This window comes from Mesorhizobium sp. B2-7-2, assembly GCF_006440775.1.
Classification (GTDB): domain Bacteria; phylum Pseudomonadota; class Alphaproteobacteria; order Rhizobiales; family Rhizobiaceae; genus Mesorhizobium.
In genome coordinates, this window is the sequence record NZ_VFTZ01000041.1 from 14,300 (window position 1) to 30,277 (window position 15,978).

Annotated in this window: 12 protein-coding genes; 6 read left to right on the top strand and 6 right to left on the bottom strand. The window is 64.1% G+C overall.

Annotation, left to right across the window (positions count from 1 at the left end; translation table 11 throughout):
* Positions 1-53 precede the first annotated feature (53 nt).
* Positions 54-4,316, bottom strand: a complete 4,263-nt coding sequence (locus tag FJ425_RS30310) for an autotransporter domain-containing protein (protein WP_140631583.1) — start codon at positions 4,314-4,316, stop codon at positions 54-56.
* A gap of 263 nt (positions 4,317-4,579) precedes the next feature.
* Positions 4,580-5,542: an AraC family transcriptional regulator gene (locus FJ425_RS30315; protein ID WP_140631581.1), complete on the bottom strand. Its 963-nt coding sequence runs from the start codon at positions 5,540-5,542 to the stop codon at positions 4,580-4,582.
* A 258-nt stretch (positions 5,543-5,800) separates the two neighbouring features.
* On the opposite strand from FJ425_RS30315, the gene FJ425_RS30320 reads away from it, so the two are divergent.
* Together FJ425_RS30320 and FJ425_RS30325 are read left to right on the top strand one after the other, a co-directional pair.
* Positions 5,801-6,973, top strand: a complete 1,173-nt coding sequence (locus tag FJ425_RS30320; RefSeq protein WP_246673349.1) for a LuxR C-terminal-related transcriptional regulator — start codon at positions 5,801-5,803, stop codon at positions 6,971-6,973.
* 265 nt (positions 6,974-7,238) lie between these two features.
* Positions 7,239-7,928, top strand: coding sequence for an outer membrane protein (locus tag FJ425_RS30325; RefSeq protein WP_140631578.1), 690 nt, complete (start codon positions 7,239-7,241; stop codon positions 7,926-7,928).
* A 176-nt stretch (positions 7,929-8,104) separates the two neighbouring features.
* Here FJ425_RS30325 and FJ425_RS30330 read toward each other — a convergent pair whose 3' ends face one another.
* From FJ425_RS30330 to FJ425_RS30340, 3 genes are read right to left on the bottom strand one after another with little or no spacing between them, the layout of a single operon-like run.
* Entirely contained in the window at positions 8,105-10,399 is a 2,295-nt protein-coding gene (locus FJ425_RS30330) for a xanthine dehydrogenase family protein molybdopterin-binding subunit (RefSeq protein WP_140631576.1), read from the bottom strand.
* Complete coding sequence (locus FJ425_RS30335; RefSeq protein WP_140631574.1) at positions 10,396-11,379, bottom strand: xanthine dehydrogenase family protein subunit M; 984 nt, start codon at positions 11,377-11,379, stop codon at positions 10,396-10,398. The genes FJ425_RS30330 and FJ425_RS30335 overlap by 4 nt, the downstream gene beginning before the upstream one ends.
* Entirely contained in the window at positions 11,376-11,876 is a 501-nt protein-coding gene (locus FJ425_RS30340; protein ID WP_181164905.1) for a (2Fe-2S)-binding protein, read from the bottom strand. The genes FJ425_RS30335 and FJ425_RS30340 overlap by 4 nt, the downstream gene beginning before the upstream one ends.
* Before the next feature lie 484 nt (positions 11,877-12,360).
* Between FJ425_RS30340 and FJ425_RS30350 the strand changes: the two genes are divergently transcribed.
* Together FJ425_RS30350 and FJ425_RS30355 are read left to right on the top strand one after the other, a co-directional pair.
* Entirely contained in the window at positions 12,361-12,957 is a 597-nt protein-coding gene (locus FJ425_RS30350) for a TetR/AcrR family transcriptional regulator (protein WP_140632055.1), read from the top strand.
* Between the two features lie 139 nt (positions 12,958-13,096).
* Positions 13,097-13,927 (top strand): aldo/keto reductase, encoded by an 831-nt coding sequence (locus tag FJ425_RS30355; RefSeq protein ID WP_140631571.1) that lies wholly within the window; start codon positions 13,097-13,099, stop codon positions 13,925-13,927.
* 43 nt (positions 13,928-13,970) lie between these two features.
* Here FJ425_RS30355 and FJ425_RS30360 read toward each other — a convergent pair whose 3' ends face one another.
* Complete coding sequence (locus FJ425_RS30360) at positions 13,971-14,270, bottom strand: hypothetical protein (RefSeq protein WP_095768322.1); 300 nt, start codon at positions 14,268-14,270, stop codon at positions 13,971-13,973.
* A 146-nt stretch (positions 14,271-14,416) separates the two neighbouring features.
* On the opposite strand from FJ425_RS30360, the gene FJ425_RS30365 reads away from it, so the two are divergent.
* Entirely contained in the window at positions 14,417-15,316 is a 900-nt protein-coding gene (locus FJ425_RS30365; RefSeq protein WP_140727821.1) for a VOC family protein, read from the top strand.
* 34 nt (positions 15,317-15,350) lie between these two features.
* A complete protein-coding gene (locus FJ425_RS30370; protein ID WP_140727823.1) occupies positions 15,351-15,950 on the top strand; it encodes a sulfotransferase family protein in 600 nt (199 codons plus the stop codon).
* Positions 15,951-15,978: the final 28 nt, after the last annotated feature.

Genomic DNA, 15,978 nt, shown 5'->3' on the forward strand with positions numbered 1-15,978 from the left:
GCGCTCCGTCGATCGAGCGTTCTCATGCTACTCCCGATCCTCACCTCTCGCCGTCAGAACTTGAGGTCGAGGTTGGCCTTGACGCCGTTGTCGGCGTTATGGGAGCCGAACTGACCGGTGTAGGACAGGCCGAGCGTGGCATTGACCGACATCGGCAGGTCGAATCCGGCCTCGATCACGGCGCTGTCCCTGGCGATGGGCACGCCGGCAATGGTGAAGGCGTTGCCGCCGGCGAAGGCGAAAGTCGAAGTCGGCGTGACATCGCCGAAGGCATGGCGCCAGCCGAGCGTGCCGCGCGCGGTCGCCTCGATGCTGCCCAGGGTCAGGTCGGTCGAGGCGCGCAGCCCGAGCGTGGAGAAGGTCGCATTGGTAGTTGAGCTTGCGCTGGTCAGGGCTGCACCGCCACCTTTCTCGGTGAAGCCGTCAGTGTGCACGCTGACATAGGCGAGATTGGCGAACGGCTCGAACTTAAAGCGCCCGGCATCGGCCTTGTAAGCGAGTTCGCCGAACACCTGTGCCGTGCCGGCGTCGTAGTCGGCCGACAGTTGATCGGCGAAGCCATTGAAGGCAACCGCGCGCTTTGTCGAGATTCTGTTCCAGCTGTAGGCGGCGCCGGTGCGGAAGGCTATGGCGCCCCAGTTGGTGCCCCCGTAGAGCCCGAGATGGTAATTGTCGCCGGCGCCGTTGGAACGGCGAGCATCGGCGTCGAAAGTCGAATGGCTGTAGCCGCCGATGGCGCCGACGCGCCAGTCCCCGACCAGGCTATCGGCGCCGACCAGGAGGCCGCCGGTCGAACGATCGAAGGCGGCGGCATTGCCGTCGCTGCCGGTATGTCCCCATGAGCCGAAGGCTTGGCCCCAGACGGCGAAGCGATCGGTGTCGGCCGCGACCATTTCCGGTCCGCCCTCGCCATAGGCCATGACCGGCAATGCGGCTGCGTCGGCATCGCCAAACGCGGCGCTGATCCGCCTGGTGGCGGCGTCGCGGATGAAGCGGCTGTCTTCCAGCAGCATCCCCTTGGCCGAGGCATGGATCTCTCCCGAGAGCTGGTCGAAAGCCGCTTGGGCAGTTGCCTCTGTCGGCAGCACGGCGATTGCGTCGTAGAGCGGGTTGCCGGCACCCAGGCTTTCGGCGCCACCGCCGGTGGCGATCTGGTTCGGCGTCAGGCCAACCTGAGCGAAGGTCTTTTGGACCACATCGAGATAGACGTGATTGGCGTCATAGCTGTCGACGAGGCCGAGGAAAGCCGTGCCGATATCGCCTGTGAGCGCGTAGTTTCCGGCGACGCCACCATCGGCTTGCAACACCGTATAATGCGTGCCCGCTATGTAAGGCGCGGCGTCCGTCTTGACCACGTCGAGCATCGATCCGGCGGCGATCGTCGCGGCGCCGGTCGCCTGGATCAAATCGGACTGGCCGGTCGAGGTCAGTTCGGCCTGATAGATTGAGCCGGCCGCCTGGTCGACGTCGCCCGCCACATTGAGCGTGCCGATCGAATTGCCCGGCCCGATGATGCCGCCCGAATGCGCCGCGATGCCGCCCACCGTGCCGTTGCCACCCAGTATGCCGCCCGAGATCGTCACCAGCGAGTTGGCCAGCGAACCGTTCACGGCCAGCCGCCCGCCGCTCACGTTGGTCACGCCGGTGAAGGCGCTGGAATCGGCGGTGAGGTTCGTGTTGCCGGCGATCTGGTTGATCGTGCCGGCACCGCCGATCGCCGACGCGAAGGTGTAGTTCGTGTCGGTGTGGTTGAAGTTGATTGCGCCCGCACCCGGTCCGAACTGCACACTCGCCGCATTGAGCGTGCCGGCGGCCGTCGCTGGCGATCCGCTCGCCGCGCCGATGTTCAGCGTGCCGACAGAGCCCGCTAGGGCGGCGATGTTGACCGCGCCGCCGGCCGACACCGCGCCGCCATTCGTGATCGTCAGCGTGCCTGTGCCGCTAACGCCGACACTGAGATCGCCGCTGCTGGTCCACGTCGAGCCGGGGCCGCTGACCGTCACGGCGCCGGCCGAGCCGGCTTCGTAGCCAATGTAGCCCCAGCCATTGCTGACCTTGCCGCCGTTCGAGATCGTCAGCGCACCCGTGCCGATACCGCCGATGAACAGGTCCAGGCTGTTGGTCCAGGTCGAACCCGCACCCTCGACTGTCACCGTGCCGATCGCGCCTAGGAACGTGCCCACATAGCCCGTGGCATTGCTGACCTTGCCGCCGTTCGAGATCGTCAGTGTGCCCGTGCCCTGATCGCCGACGAACAGGTTGGAATTGTTTGTCCACGTCGAGTCTGCGCCGTCGACCGTCACGGTCCCGGTGGAACCTATACCGAAGCCAATAAAACCCAAGTGACCGCTGACAGCGCCGCCGTTCAGGATGTTCAGCTTGCCCGTACCTTGTTCGCCGACGAACAGGTTGGAACTATTGGTCCAGGTCGAGTCCGCACCTGTGACGAAGACCGTTCCGGTCGAGCTCGCCGTCTTGCCGATGTAGGCCGAGTCATTGCTGACGGCGCCGCCTTGGCTGATCGCCAGAGTGCCGGTGCCCAAATCGCCGACAGTGAGATTCCCGGTGTTGGTCCAGGTCGAGGCCGCGCCGGTGACCGCCACCGTGCCGGCGGAATCTGCATTGTAGCCAACGAAGCCCTCACCATTGCTGACCGTGCCGCCATTCGAAATCGTCAACGTGCCCGTGCCGGCGTCGCCGACAAACAGGTTCGACGCGACGCTCCAGATCGAACCTATGCCATCGACCGTCGCCGCGCCGGTCGAGCCCGCTTTGGCACCGACAAAGCCGATGTTGCTGCTGACAAGACCGCCATTCTGGATGTTCAGTATGCCAGTGCCGCCATATCCAACGTAGAGGCCGTTCGTGTCGCTCCAGGTCGATCCGTTTCCGGTGACCGTAAGGGTGCCGCTCGAATCGGCATTGACGCCGATGTAGCCCGACAGGGCGCTCACTGCGCCGCCGTTCTGGATCGTCAGCGCGCCGGCACCGTAATTGCCGATGGAGAGAAAGCCGGAATTGGTCCAGTGCGAGCCCGCACCGTCCACAGTCGCGGCGGCGGCCGGGCTGAAATTTTCACCGATATAGCCGTTGGTATTGCTCACCGTGCCACCGTTCTGGACCGTCAGCGTGCCGGCGCCGTTCCAGCCGACATAAAGCTCGCCGGAATTGCTCCAGGACGAGCCGGTGCCGGCGACTGTCACGGCGCCGGTCGAGCCGGATTTGGAGCCGATCTGGCCGCCGGTGCTGCTCACCACGCCGCCGCTCTGGATCGTCAGCGTGCCGGCGCCGCCCCAGCCGACAAGTAGATTGCCGGAATTGGTCCAGGACGAGCCGGCGCCGGTGACAGTCGCCGAGCCACTGGAACCGGCCTGCTCACCAATCGAGCCGAGGGAATTGCTTACAGCGCCGCCGTTAGAGATGGTCAGAGTGCCGGCGCCGGCATGGCCGATGAAGAGCGACGAACTGTTGGTCCAGGTCGAGCCGATGCCATCGACCGTCGCCGTCCCGGTCGAGCCCGCGGAATATCCGAGATAGCCAGCAAGGTCGCTCACCACACCGCCGGCTAAAACGGTCATCGCGCCCGTGCCATTCTGTCCGACCGTCAGATTTCCGCTGTTCGTCCATGTCGACCCCGGGCCGAAGACGTTGACCGTGCCATGGGAGCCGGCATTCGCGGCAACAACGCCGGTCACATCCGTTGCTGTTGCTCCGCTGAAGATGTCTAGAAATCCGGTGCCTTGATCGCCGACGGTCATCTGGGAAGCGTTCGTCCAGGCGGAGCCTACCCCCGTCAACACAACAGTGCCGGTGGCAGAGGAACTCCCGCCAAGATTGGCAAGGTCATCCGACAACAGGCCGCCATTTGAAACCGTCACCAATCCGGCGCCGCCAAACCCGACATAGAGATTGCCCGTGTTGTTCCATTGCGAACCGGCGCCATTGACCGCGGCCGTGCCAGAGGAGCCGGAAACGTAGCCGATATAACTATAAAGATTGGTAAGAGTGCCGGCATTCGAGATGGTCAGATTGCCGGTTGAAGAAGAGCCATTGGCTATGGTGAGACCGGCGGCAAAAGCATTTCCGGCGTTGATGACCGTCGGGTTTATAACGATGGTGTCGACAGTGACATTATCGGCCGCGGTCGGTACCGATGCGGGATTCCAGTTTCCGGCGGTGAACCAATCCGTGGAGGCCGCGCCGGTCCAGATCTCGGCTGCCGTGGCGCTTGGCTGGCCAAGGCCGATCAGCGCCGTCGACGTCAGCGCCAGATATTTCAACGTCTTCTTCCGGCGTTCAAATCCATTCTTCGGCATTTAATCCCCTGACAGACAAGTCGTTTCACCCTGAAGGTGACATGTCATTGGAGCCCGGCGTTGTCTTGGGCAGCGCCGCACTGGAATTGGACTGGAAAGAGGTGCCGGTTCTTTTCTGCGCGTTGTGATGCTTTGGCACCACCGAGAATTTTGCAGCCAAGCGGCGTTACTTGGCGTCGCAGAAATGTGGCTAAAACAAACAGATAGAGCGGATGGGAAAATCGGAAATCGCGTCGCCTGACCGGTTTCGGGAGATGCCGGTTCTATCTGGCGCTTGTTGGCGTGTAGCCGAAGCGACGGCGGAAGCAGCGATTGAAGTAGGACACGTCGCTGAACCCGCTCATCATCGCAATTTCGCTGACCCGCATGTCGTCATTGTGTCTTTGGGCGAGCATCTTATGTGCGCTTTGCAAGCGCAGTTCGAGCACACGCTCGGAGAAGCTGATACCCGTCTCCTGGAGAATGTCGTGAATATAGCGCGTCGACAGACGGAGTTCCTTTGCGACGCCCTGCGCGGAGATGCCAGGATCGGCGAAATTGTCTGCGATGTTGGCCAGGACCGCCCGCAGCCTGGCCGCTCGCAGGCCGCGCAGGCCGGCCAATTCGGCAGCCTCACCTTTCGCGCCCGTCACCAGACCGATCAGATCGACGATCACGTCCGTTGCGTGCATGATGAGATCGGCCGAGACGAGGGGGCGGCCGGTCTCGAGAAGTTGGCAATAACGCTTGAGAAGATCGAGAGCCTCGTTTTCGGCGCCGATCTTCAACGCCAGCCTGTCATCGATCTGTGGGAAGGCCTGTACGAGGACGGCGCGTGGGACCACCACGTTCGACCACACATTCCGGTCGGCACCGACCATTTTCAGTGCTTCCGATGCCGTGACCAGGACCGCTTCTCCCTTGCTGACGCCGTACTCGCGGCCGACCTGCGCCCCGGTCAAAACGGAGTCGGCCTTGTTGATCAGCAGGAGATATCCGTCATTGCCGTCGTCGGCAATGTTGCTTGTTTTCCTCGTTGCATGCCTGATCGTTCCGGACATCTGGCCGAGAACCACTGATCCGACAGCCGTGGCTTCGATCGCTGCCTCGAAAGGCAGGTCCGCGGATATGCCGTATTCAACCGACCATATCTCCGCGACATGGATGTCCTGCCAAAGGGAAAACCGATCGCGTTCATTAAGATGCGAGGGCAACTGAGCCGATGAAAACACCGTCTTTCGCGACAATCGAACACCTCGAAAAACTACAGCTTCAAAAATTGTCGAACGCGATGCTTTCCAATCCGGGAATAACAAGCGACATTGATCGCTCGGCGTTCGACCGATCGCATTAGACCCTTAATCGAGTTCAACCACGCGTGGCGTCACCCCAAAGTATGACGTCGCGAAATCCTTCCAGACGGGATCGGCGTTTTTTGCGCCGGACGGCTGTCAATTTGGTGCTGTATTCATCGTTTTTCGCTCATCCCTCATGCGGGGCAGGGCATGTCAGGGGGCGTGGTGGAGAGGCTGGGCAGCGAAATACTTTTTTCGATTATCGGTGAAATTTATGATTGCGTTTTGAATCCGGAAGGCTGGACCGGAGTGATGACCCGGGTCACCGAAGCTGTCGACGCCGCCTATACCACTGTCGCGCTGGCCAGCACTGCTGACAATCAGGGCCGTTTCGCGGCTCAATCAGCTTGGGATCCGGTGCAAATGCGCGCGCTCCAGGAAGATTATGACTTTGACGAAATTCCCGGATTGAAGGCAGCAGTCATGGGCGACATCGACACGCCTGTTGCGACGCTGTCGCATATGAGCGAGGCCGAGCTCCAGCAAACGCCGTTCTTCCAGAATTGGGCCGGACCGCAGGGATTGCGCGAGGCTTGCATCACCAAATTCGTTCACACGCCGGACCGGATTGGGCTCATGGGCTGCACTACGCGTGCCAACAGGGGTATCATAACCGTTGAAGAGCAGCGGTTCCTGGCATTGCTCTCGCCGCATCTGCGCCGCGCTTCCCTGATTGGAGATCTGCTCGATCAAACCCGCATTACCGCCAATTTCTATCGCCAAGCGCTCGACCATCTCGCCGTGCCTATCGTTCTTGCCGGCGCCGACGGAGCAATCCTCCATGCGAATGGGGCTGCCGACCGGATGTTTTCCGTGCAGGGTCCCATTCTTTCCAGGAAGGGCCTGCTCCAACCGCAGAACCCGGTGGTCGCCCGCGCGTTGGCGGAAGCATTAGCCAGCGCTGCCGGCGCAGATGGTTCGCTTGGCTCTCGCGGCATAGGGCTGCCCGTTTCAGCGCCGGGTCAACCGCCCGCCGTAGCCTATGTGTTGCCGCTGACCGAAGGAACCGCGCGCGCGGCTTTCCGGCCCGCCTGCGCGGCCGTGTTCGTATCGACCACGACGTCCTCTTCTCCGCTGCCGGAGGCCGTTCTCACGACGCTGTTCGACCTTACTCCCGCGGAGGCCCGGGTCCTCCTGCGGATCGGCAGCGGATTGCCCGCGTCCAGGAGCGCCTCGTTGCTCGGCATCAGTGAAAACACGTTGAAGACCCATCTCAACCGGATATTCGCCAAGACCGGCACGAGGCGCCAAGCCGATCTCGTCAAACTGATTTCGGACATAGGCATGCCTTTCGTGACTGATCAGGCTGCCGCTCGCCGCTGAGCTGGCCGCGCCGAACTCCTCGTCGGCGCCGGGCGGTGCCAGGTAGACTCACGCCCAAACGCCGCGTCCAGACCGGCAATCGACTGAGGCTATATGGCCACACTGACCGGGAAAGCGTTGCGGCACTCTCCGGGACAATTCAGGTGCGGCTCAGCCCAAGACGCCGCTGGCGAACAATGCAACATCGGGGCTCTCGACGTTAACTTGAACTCCGCTGAGCATTTCGGCAGCGGGGGAGCGCAACACCTTGGGGCAGCAAACAACAATGAAAACGATTCTTCTCGCTACGGCCTTTATTCTCACGTCTGTCGGCATGGCGTCCGCGGCGGACACCAATGAAACCCTTCCCGTTGCCGCCGACTACGATTGGTCTGGCCTCTATGCTGGCGCTCACTTCGGCTACGTCGCCGGAAAATCCAATTTCTTCATCGCCGGCGCTGGCGTCGGGGGCACCGATGTTAACCTTCCCCTCGATCCCAGCGGTTTCATTGGCGGCATCCATATCGGCTTCAATCAGGAGATGGCGAACCGCTTCGTGCTCGGCGCCGAGGCGGACATTGCGTACAGCAATGTAGATGCGGTGGGGACCTTCGCCGGTGCCGGCGCGTTGCTCAAGAGCGAGCTCCAGTGGTCGGGGTCGGCACGGCTGCGCGCCGGCTATGCGTTTGATCGGACCTTGCCTTACATCACCGCGGGCGTGGCCGCGGCCAAGTATGAAATGACTTTGATCGGCACCAGCGGTTCAATACCGATCCACGACGAAACCCATGTCGGCTGGACGGTTGGAGCGGGCATCGAGCACGCTTTCACTGACAGGTGGATCGCGCGCGTCGAATATCGCTACTCCGACTTCGGCAAAAAGGATATCTCGGTGCCGCTGTTCGGTCCTGGCACGGTTGCGAACATCGATCTCAAGACGCACGATCTGCGGGTCGGCCTCAGCTACAAGTTCTGATCTGACAGACCGAGCAAAACCCCAGCCTCGCGCCGGGGTTTTGCTTGTGCCGTAGACGCATGCACGCCCGCCGGCGCGGGCCAAGAAGTTGACGATGCGCGCTCGGCCGGCGAGCCCGTCGGCGCGACCATCGACACCTGCTGCCCGCCAGGTAAAGGGCGTCCCTGGCGTCGACCTCAGATCAGCTTCTCCAGCGTGATCGGCAGATCCCGCACCCTTTTCCCTGTCGCGTGGAACACTGCGTTGGCAATCGCCGGCGCGATGCCGACGATTGCCAGTTCGCCCACGCCCTTGCCCCCAAGGGCGGAGGAGTGCGGGTCGGGGATGCCGACCGAGATGGTCTGGATGTCCGGGATATCGGCATTGGTCGGCAGCATGTAGTCGGCGAAATTGCCGTTGACGATGCGGCCGTGGCGACGATCGACGACGCCTTCCTCGAGCAGCGCCTGGCCGATGCCCATGATGATGCCGCCCTTCCACTGGCTCTCCGCCAGCTTCGGGTTGTAGAGCCGGCCTGAATCCAGCGCCGACACCACGCGCGCCACGCGCACCGTGCCGAAATCCTCGTCGATGCGCACCTCGACGAAATGCGCGCACCAGGAATGGCGCGAATAGTCGCCCTCGGTGTGCGGGATCGACATGGCTATCGTGGTGTAGTTCTTGTAGCGCTCTTCCGGCGTCGTGCTGGCCGGCAGCGTGTCGCCCTTGGCTTCGATTTGGTCGCGGCCGATCGCCACCATGAAGTCTGCGATCGACAGGTCCGGCCCTTCGCCGCGCGGCGAGGCGATGCGGCCATCCCTCACTTGCAGCGTGTTCGCCTGCAGCTTCTGGAACGGCGAGCGCGGTTCGGAAAGCGCGAGCCCGATCAGCTCGTCCAGCGCCTGGCCTGCCGCCTTGTGAACGGCGCCGGTCATGACGCCGGCAAGTCGCGAGCCGCCGGTGACGCCGGCGCGGGCGAAATGCGAGTCGCCGAGCTTCACCGACACCCGCTCCACCGGCACGCCAAGCGTCTCGGCCGCGGTCTGCGCCAGGATCGTGTAAGTGCCTTGGCCCATGTCGATGGACGAGCTTTCGACTTCGACGGAACCGTCGGAAAGCAGCTTCACCACCGCCTCGCCATGCGCGCGCCGCACCGGATAGGTGCCGGCCGCAACACCCCAGCCGATGAGCTGGTGGCCGTCGCGCATCGAGCGCGGCGCGTTGCTGCGCTTCGCCCAGCCGAAGGCCTCCGCGCCGGCGGCAAAGGCTTCGCGCAACTGGCGTGTCGACCACGCCTTCTTCGCATGCGGGTCCTGCTCGGCATAATTGATCAGCCGCATCTCCAGCGGATCGATACCGAGCTCATAGGCAAGCTCGTCGATGGCGCTTTCGATGCCGAAGGCGCTCGGGTTCTCCCCCGGCGCGCGTTTTGCTCCCGGCACCACCGTATTGACCCGCACCACATTCTGCTTCGAGGAGAAGTTGGGCGTGGCATACATGATCGAGGTGACGGAGCCGAGCGGCTCGACCCACGTCCCGTCGACCGCTGTCTCGTTGACGCCGCGATGGACGATCGACTGGATTTTGCCATCCCTGTCGGCGCCGATCGCAACGGTCTGACGCGTCGCCGCGCGACCGCCATAGGACGTAAAATTCTGCGGGCGGGTGAGCACCAGCTTCACCGGCCGGTCGAGCATCCTGGCGGCAGCCGCCGCAACCGCGCTGTGCGCCAGCGCCACCGCCTTGGAGCCGAAGCCGCCGCCGACATAGGGCGAGACCAGCCGCACATTCTCGAACGGCACGGAAAACCACTCGGCATAGGTGCGCGCCATGCCGTCGAGCCATTGGCTGGGCTCCCAGATGGTCAGCTCGTCGCCCTCCCAGCGCGCGATCAGCCCATGCGGCTCCATCGCCGCCTGGAATTCGCGCGGCGTGTTGTAGGCCGCGCAGATGCGCACAGGCGCTTCGGCGAAGGCGGCTTCAGCGTCGCCCCATTCCTTGGTCATGGCGTCGATCGGGATGCCGTCGCCGGCCTTGCCGTCGCTTAGGTCGACGATAGCCGGCGTCTCGTCATACCACACCTTGACCAGCGCCGCGGCGGCGACCGCCTGCTCGAATGTCTCGGCCACCACCGCCGCGACATGCTGGCCGGAAAAGGTGACTTCGCGCACGAGCGGCGCATAGGTCGGCTGCGAGGGCGGGTTGCCGAGCCAGTCCGATGCGCCCTTCAATTCCATGATGTTGTCGGGCGTCAGCACGGCTAGCACGCCGGGCGCGGTCTCGGCCGCGCGGGCGTCGATCGCCGTCACCTTGCCGGCGGCGATCGTTGCGCCGACCAGCACCGCATGCGTCAGCCCATCGAGCTGCTGCTCGAAGGCGTATTTCGCTGCGCCCGTGATCTTGGCCGGTCCGTCGACGCGCGACAGCCGCCCGCCGACCGCTTCGAGACGCGCGCTGTCGGACGCGGCGTGTTTCATGTCATGAACGGTCATGCCGTCTCTCCCAATTTGAGAATGGCGCGCGCGATCACGCGCGGCGCCAACGCAATCTTGTAGTGGTTGGCGCCATGGTCGACGGCGCCCTCCATGGCGAGCTCGCTCGCCTTGCGGATCGTGGCTTCGTCGATCGCCTTGCCTTTCAGCGCCTCTTCGACGGCGCGCGCCCGCCAAGGTTTCGTGGCGACGCCGCCGAGCGCGACGCGGATGTCGCGCACGGTGCGGCCGTCGCCTTCAAGTTCCAGTCCGACGGCCGCGCTTGCCGCCGCGAACTCATAGGACTGGCGATCGCGCACCTTGATGTAGGTCGAGCGTCTGGCCGCGGCCGAGCCTGGGATCTCTACTGCGGTGATCACTTCGCCGGGGCGGATGTCGTGCTCCTGCTCGGCGGTGGCGCCCGGCGCAAGGAAGAAGTCCTCGACCTTGAGCTTGCGCCCGCCGAGATCGACTTCGGCGTCGAAGGCGACGAGCGCCACGGCGAGATCGCCCGGATAGGTGGCGATGCAGGCCTCGCTCACGCCGAGCACCGCATGGCCGCGCGTCGCGCCGCCGATCGCCGAGCAGCCGCTGCCGTGCGCGCGCTTGTTGCACGCCGGGAAATTTTGCGGATCGCGGAAATAGGGGCAGCGCGTGCGCTGCATCAGATTGCCGCCGACGGTTGCCATGTTGCGCAACTGCGCCGAGGCCGCCTGCCACAGGGCTTCCGATACGGCCGGGAAGCAGCTCTTCACGGAGGTGTGGTCGGCGACATGGCTCATCCTGGCCAGCGCGCCGATCACGGCGCGGTCGGCAGTGACATCGATGGCGTCGAGCCCTTCGATGTGGCTGATGTCGATGACGGTCGAGGGTTCGGCGACGCCGCATTTGGCGAGGTCGATGAGCGTGGTGCCGCCTGCAAGCAGCATGGCGCCGGGAAGGGCGGCGGCGTTGCGCGCGGCCTCGACGCTGTCGGCGCGTAGATACGAAAAATCTCTCACGAGCGCAGCTCCTGTGCGGCTTGGCGAATGGCGGCGACGATGTGCGGATAGGCGCCGCAGCGGCACAGGTTGCCGGCCATGTATTCGCGGATCTCCTCGTCGGAGCCGGCATGGCCCTCGCGGATGCAGGCCACCGCCGACATGATCTGTCCCGGCGTGCAATAGCCGCACTGGAAGGCGTCCTGATCGAGGAAAGCGGCCTGCACGGCATGCAACGTGCCGTCCTGGCCGGCAAGGCCCTCGATGGTGGTGATCGAGCGCCCTTCGACTTGGGCCGCGAGCGTCAGGCAGGCCAGCACGCGCTCGCCGTCGACATGCACGGTGCAGGCGCCGCACTGGCCCTGGTCGCAGCCTTTCTTGGTGCCGGTGAGGTGGAGCCGTTCGCGCAGCGCATCGAGCAGCGTCACGCGCGGCTCGATCTCCAGCGCGTGGGCCTGGCCATTGATGGTGAGGTTGAGGGAAAGCGTGGTGGGACTGATGGTGACTTGATCATTCATGGGGCGTCGGGCTCCGATTGCTGGACGCTTGAGCGGATGGAAATGGGGCTTGGGAGGACAGGGGCAAGGGTAATGGCTGGAGGGACGCAACCTCTGCGGTCGTCATCCTCGGGCTTGACCCGAGGATCCATGCCGTCGCGTTTGCCGAGGATCGCGGCGGGCCAGAATTCTGCACCGTAGCCGCGCTCGCAGGGTATGGCATGGATCCTAGGGTCTGCGCCGCGTCGCTTCGCTCCTTGCTTCGCCCTAGGATGACGAACTCACGAGCGGATTCGCCAACCAGAGGCGTCGCAGAGCGCGCCCGTCTGCACCAACCAGGGTGCGCTTGCCGTCCTTCTCTACGTGACATATCGCTTCCCCTGGTTATATGATAAAAGCACTCCACATAAACGGAGGTGCCTCCGTTTATTTACGTGGGGTCTGGGCTGTCATGGTTCAACCCCCCATATTGCGTTCGGTGGAGAAAAAAGTGCCTGACCAGGAAATGACCGCTAAAGCAAAGCGCGACGCGCAGGCGCCAAAGCCGTTGCGCGCCGATGCGCAACGCAACCGCGACAGGCTGGTCGAGGTGGCGGCGCAGGCTTTCGCCGCCGATGGCGTCGACGCCTCGCTGGAGGAGATCGCCAAACGGGCAGGGGTCGGCATCGGCACGCTCTACCGCCATTTCCCAACCCGCGAGCATCTGGTCGAGGTCGTCTATCGCCGCGAGGTGGAGGGACTTTGCCACGCGGCCGAGGAACTCGCCCGGGAGCACGCTGCCGATGTCGCACTGGAGCTCTGGATGCAGCGCTTCGTCGACTATATCGCCACCAAGCGCGGCCTCGCCACCAGCCTGCGCCTATTGCTCACCACCAACTCGACGCTGTTCTCCGACACTTCAGGCCGCGTCTCGGGCGCCATGCGAAGCCTGATCGAGGCCGCCGCCGCCTCGGGCAAAATCCGCGCCGACGTCGACGCCTCCGACGTCATGCATGCGCTGGGCGGCATCTACTCGGCGCCGAATACGCCGGACTGGCGCGAGCGGTCGGGGCGGCTGGTGAAGCTCTTGATGGATGGGCTGCGGTTCGGGGCGAGGGGCTGAGGCGCGGGAACTGCTAATCTCCCCCACGAGGGGAGATTGGCAGCTTCGGCGCTGCGCCATCTTCTCTCTCCCTGACTGGCATTCCCCAACCCGTGGCCTACATAGTCGGCACCACCCTCCCTTCCAAAAGGAACCTCCCATGCCCGAAAAGCTCAAATTGAACGACGGCGCCACCATCCCGCAGATCGGGCTGGGCGTCTGGCAGGTCGATCCGGAGATCACGGCCAAGGTTGTGCGCTGGGGCATCGAGGCCGGCTACCGGCTGATCGACACCGCCGAGGGTTATCGCAACGAGGAAGGCGTCGGCGAGGCGATCCGTGCTGCCGGCGTGCCGCGCGGCGAGTTGTTCATTACCTCCAAGCTGCGCAACGGCGCGCATCAGCGTGACGCGGCGCTGCGCGCCTTCGACGAGACGATGCAAAAACTCGGCATTGACCAGATCGACCTGTTCCTCATCCACTGGCCGGTGCCCAGCCAGAACAAATATGTCGAGGCCTGGAAGACGCTGGTCGAGCTGCGGAAGGCCGGCCGTATCAAGTCTGTCGGCGTCTCGAACTTCAACCAGGACCATCTGGAGCGTATCGTCGGCGAGACCGGCGTGACGCCGGTCGTCAACCAGATCGAATTGCATCCGCGCTTCCAGCAGCGTGATAAGCGCGATTTTCACGCCAGGCACAACATCCGTATCGAGAGCTGGAGCCCGCTGGGCAGCGGCCGGCTGCTGGGCGATCCGACGCTGGAGAAGATCGCGAAGAAGCACGGCAAGTCGGTGGCGCAGGTCATCATCCGCTGGCACCTGCAGGAGGGGCTGGTCGTCATTCCGAAGTCGATCCACCGGGAGCGCATCGCCGGCAATTTCGACATCTTCGGCTTCGAATTGGACGCGGACGACATGCAGACCGTTCACGGTCTGGATTCGCCCGACGGCCGGACGGGACCCGATCCAGCCACGGCGGCGTTCTTGTTCTGAGGATTAGGTTCCCCCTTCTCCCACAAGGAAGGGGATTGCCTAGCTAAATTCCCTCTCCATCCACCAGCGGCACGTCATCTCCCTCCCAGGGGCTCGGCATCGTCCCGCGTCCTGCGGTCGGCAGCGGCATCCAGCATCTGAGTTCCGGTTCTGCGTATTCGACGATGCGGCCGGGCGAGGAGTCCGACGCCCGCCAGCCTTCCTCGCCGAACTGGTCGGCGCGCGACCAGTAGGCCATGTCGACCTCGGCCGGTCCCTGCTCGGAGGAACGCACCGTCACGAGGATGCGGCTGCCGTCCCGCGGCGCGCTCGCCATGTTGCGCCACTGTTCGGTCTCGTCCATGCGATCTCCTCCTGCTGAACCAATTCCAGAAAAACCGGCCGTCGCAATAGTCGCCGCCCGCCGGGGAGGGGTCAACCCGAACTTGGGGCGCGACAGGCAATTCATTCACAGCTAATATGTCATTGGCCGCAATCGGACAGACGACGATGGATGATGGATTGCTGTCTCCGGTGACCCGTCTCGGGCCGGTCCATCTCAAGGTGACCGACGTGCCGGCGGCCTTGAATGTCTGGCGCGACGCGCTTGGGTTGGCGCTGCTTGGCGAGGACGCCACCATGGCGGAGCTTGGCGCCGGCGGCCGGACGCTGATCGTGCTCCATGCCGGCGCGGAGGCACCGCTGCCGCAGAAGTCGTGCGATCTCTTCCACGTCGCCATCCATATCACCAGCCGTCGCGATCTCGCGCATACAGCCGCCCGCCTCAAGGCATTTGGCTTACGGTTCAGCGCCCAGGATCATCTGGTTTCGGAATCGCTCTATGTCTCCGACCCCTCCGGTAACGGCATCGAAATCTGCTTCGACACGCCGGAGCGCTTGCTGCGCCGCGAAGTGTCGCCCAATGGCCGCGTGACGCTGATTGCCACCGACGGCAGCGCCCATTCGGGGCTCGAGCCGCTGGATGTGTCGGGCCTGCTGCGCGACCTCGGCAACTCCGGCCATATCGAGCCGAAGATGGCGCAGGATGCCTTTATCGGCCACATCCATTTGCGCGCCCGCGCGCCCGAGATGCTGATGAAATTCTATCTCGGCGTGCTCGGCTTCCGGCCGCATATCCAGTCCCGGACCTTTGGCATGTTCGACTGCGGCACGGCGCGCCGCGCCCATATGGTGGCCTTCAACATCTGGGCGCGCGACGAGCTGCGCGAGCCGCCGCCGGGTGCGGCCGGCCTCGACCATTTCACTATCGAGCTTGGCTCGGCGCAGGAGCTCGCCGCCGTGGAGCGCAGGCTCGAAGCGGCCGACATACCGGTGAAAAGGGACGGTCGCGTTATCTCGACCGCCGATCCGGAAGGCAACCGCCTGCGGCTCGTGGTCCAGGGAGATTGATCGCAACCGCTTGAAGACGGGAGGAGGAGGGGAAATGTCGCTCAAGGTGATTGGAACCGGCTTCGGCCGGACCGGCACGGATTCGATGCGCGAGGCGCTGACCATGCTCGGTTTCGGTCCTTGCCACCATATGTCGGAGGTAATGGCGCATGAGGAGCAGAAGCTGCTCTGGCGGGCGCTGGCCAAGGGCGCCGCGCCCGACTGGGACAGGCTCTTTGCCGGTTATAAATCCTGCGTTGACTGGCCCTCGGCGCATTACTGGCGCGAGCTGATCGAAATCTATCCGCAGGCACGCGTTATTCTGACCTGGCGCTCGCCCGAAAGCTGGTGGGAGAGTTTCGAAAAAACCATCCTGCCGGCGATCGTCAGCAGCACGGACCAGGAGTCGCTCGGCATCTCGCTCGTTTCGAAACAGGTTTTTGGCGGCCGCCCGCAGGACCGCGCCCATGCGATCGCCGTCTATCGGGACAATGTCGAGGCGGTGCTGAGCACCGTTCCGGCCGAACGTCTGCTGGTCCACAAGCTCGGCGACGGCTGGGCCCCGCTTTGCGCCCATCTAGGCGTTCCCGTGCCGGACGAACCCTATCCCAGCCGCAACTCGACCCGGGAGTTTCGGACGGCGCTGTCGCTGTAGGTGAGGGAGTAGGGGAGTAGGGGAGTAG

Excerpts from the sequence above, each read along its gene's own strand:
- FJ425_RS30350 (WP_140632055.1), top strand. The coding sequence starts at position 12,361 with ATGACCGCTAAAGCAAAGCGCGACGCGCAGGCGCCAAAGCCGTTGCGC.
- FJ425_RS30355 (WP_140631571.1), top strand. The coding sequence starts at position 13,097 with ATGCCCGAAAAGCTCAAATTGAACGACGGCGCCACCATCCCGCAGATC.
- FJ425_RS30370 (WP_140727823.1), top strand. The coding sequence starts at position 15,351 with ATGTCGCTCAAGGTGATTGGAACCGGCTTCGGCCGGACCGGCACGGAT.
- FJ425_RS30360 (WP_095768322.1), bottom strand. The coding sequence starts at position 14,270 with ATGGACGAGACCGAACAGTGGCGCAACATGGCGAGCGCGCCGCGGGAC.
- FJ425_RS30330 (WP_140631576.1), bottom strand. The coding sequence starts at position 10,399 with ATGACCGTTCATGACATGAAACACGCCGCGTCCGACAGCGCGCGTCTC.
- FJ425_RS30365 (WP_140727821.1), top strand. The coding sequence starts at position 14,417 with ATGGATGATGGATTGCTGTCTCCGGTGACCCGTCTCGGGCCGGTCCAT.
- FJ425_RS30310 (WP_140631583.1), bottom strand. The coding sequence starts at position 4,316 with ATGCCGAAGAATGGATTTGAACGCCGGAAGAAGACGTTGAAATATCTG.
- FJ425_RS30325 (WP_140631578.1), top strand. The coding sequence starts at position 7,239 with ATGAAAACGATTCTTCTCGCTACGGCCTTTATTCTCACGTCTGTCGGC.
- FJ425_RS30340 (WP_181164905.1), bottom strand. The coding sequence starts at position 11,876 with ATGAATGATCAAGTCACCATCAGTCCCACCACGCTTTCCCTCAACCTC.
- FJ425_RS30320 (WP_246673349.1), top strand. The coding sequence starts at position 5,801 with ATGTCAGGGGGCGTGGTGGAGAGGCTGGGCAGCGAAATACTTTTTTCG.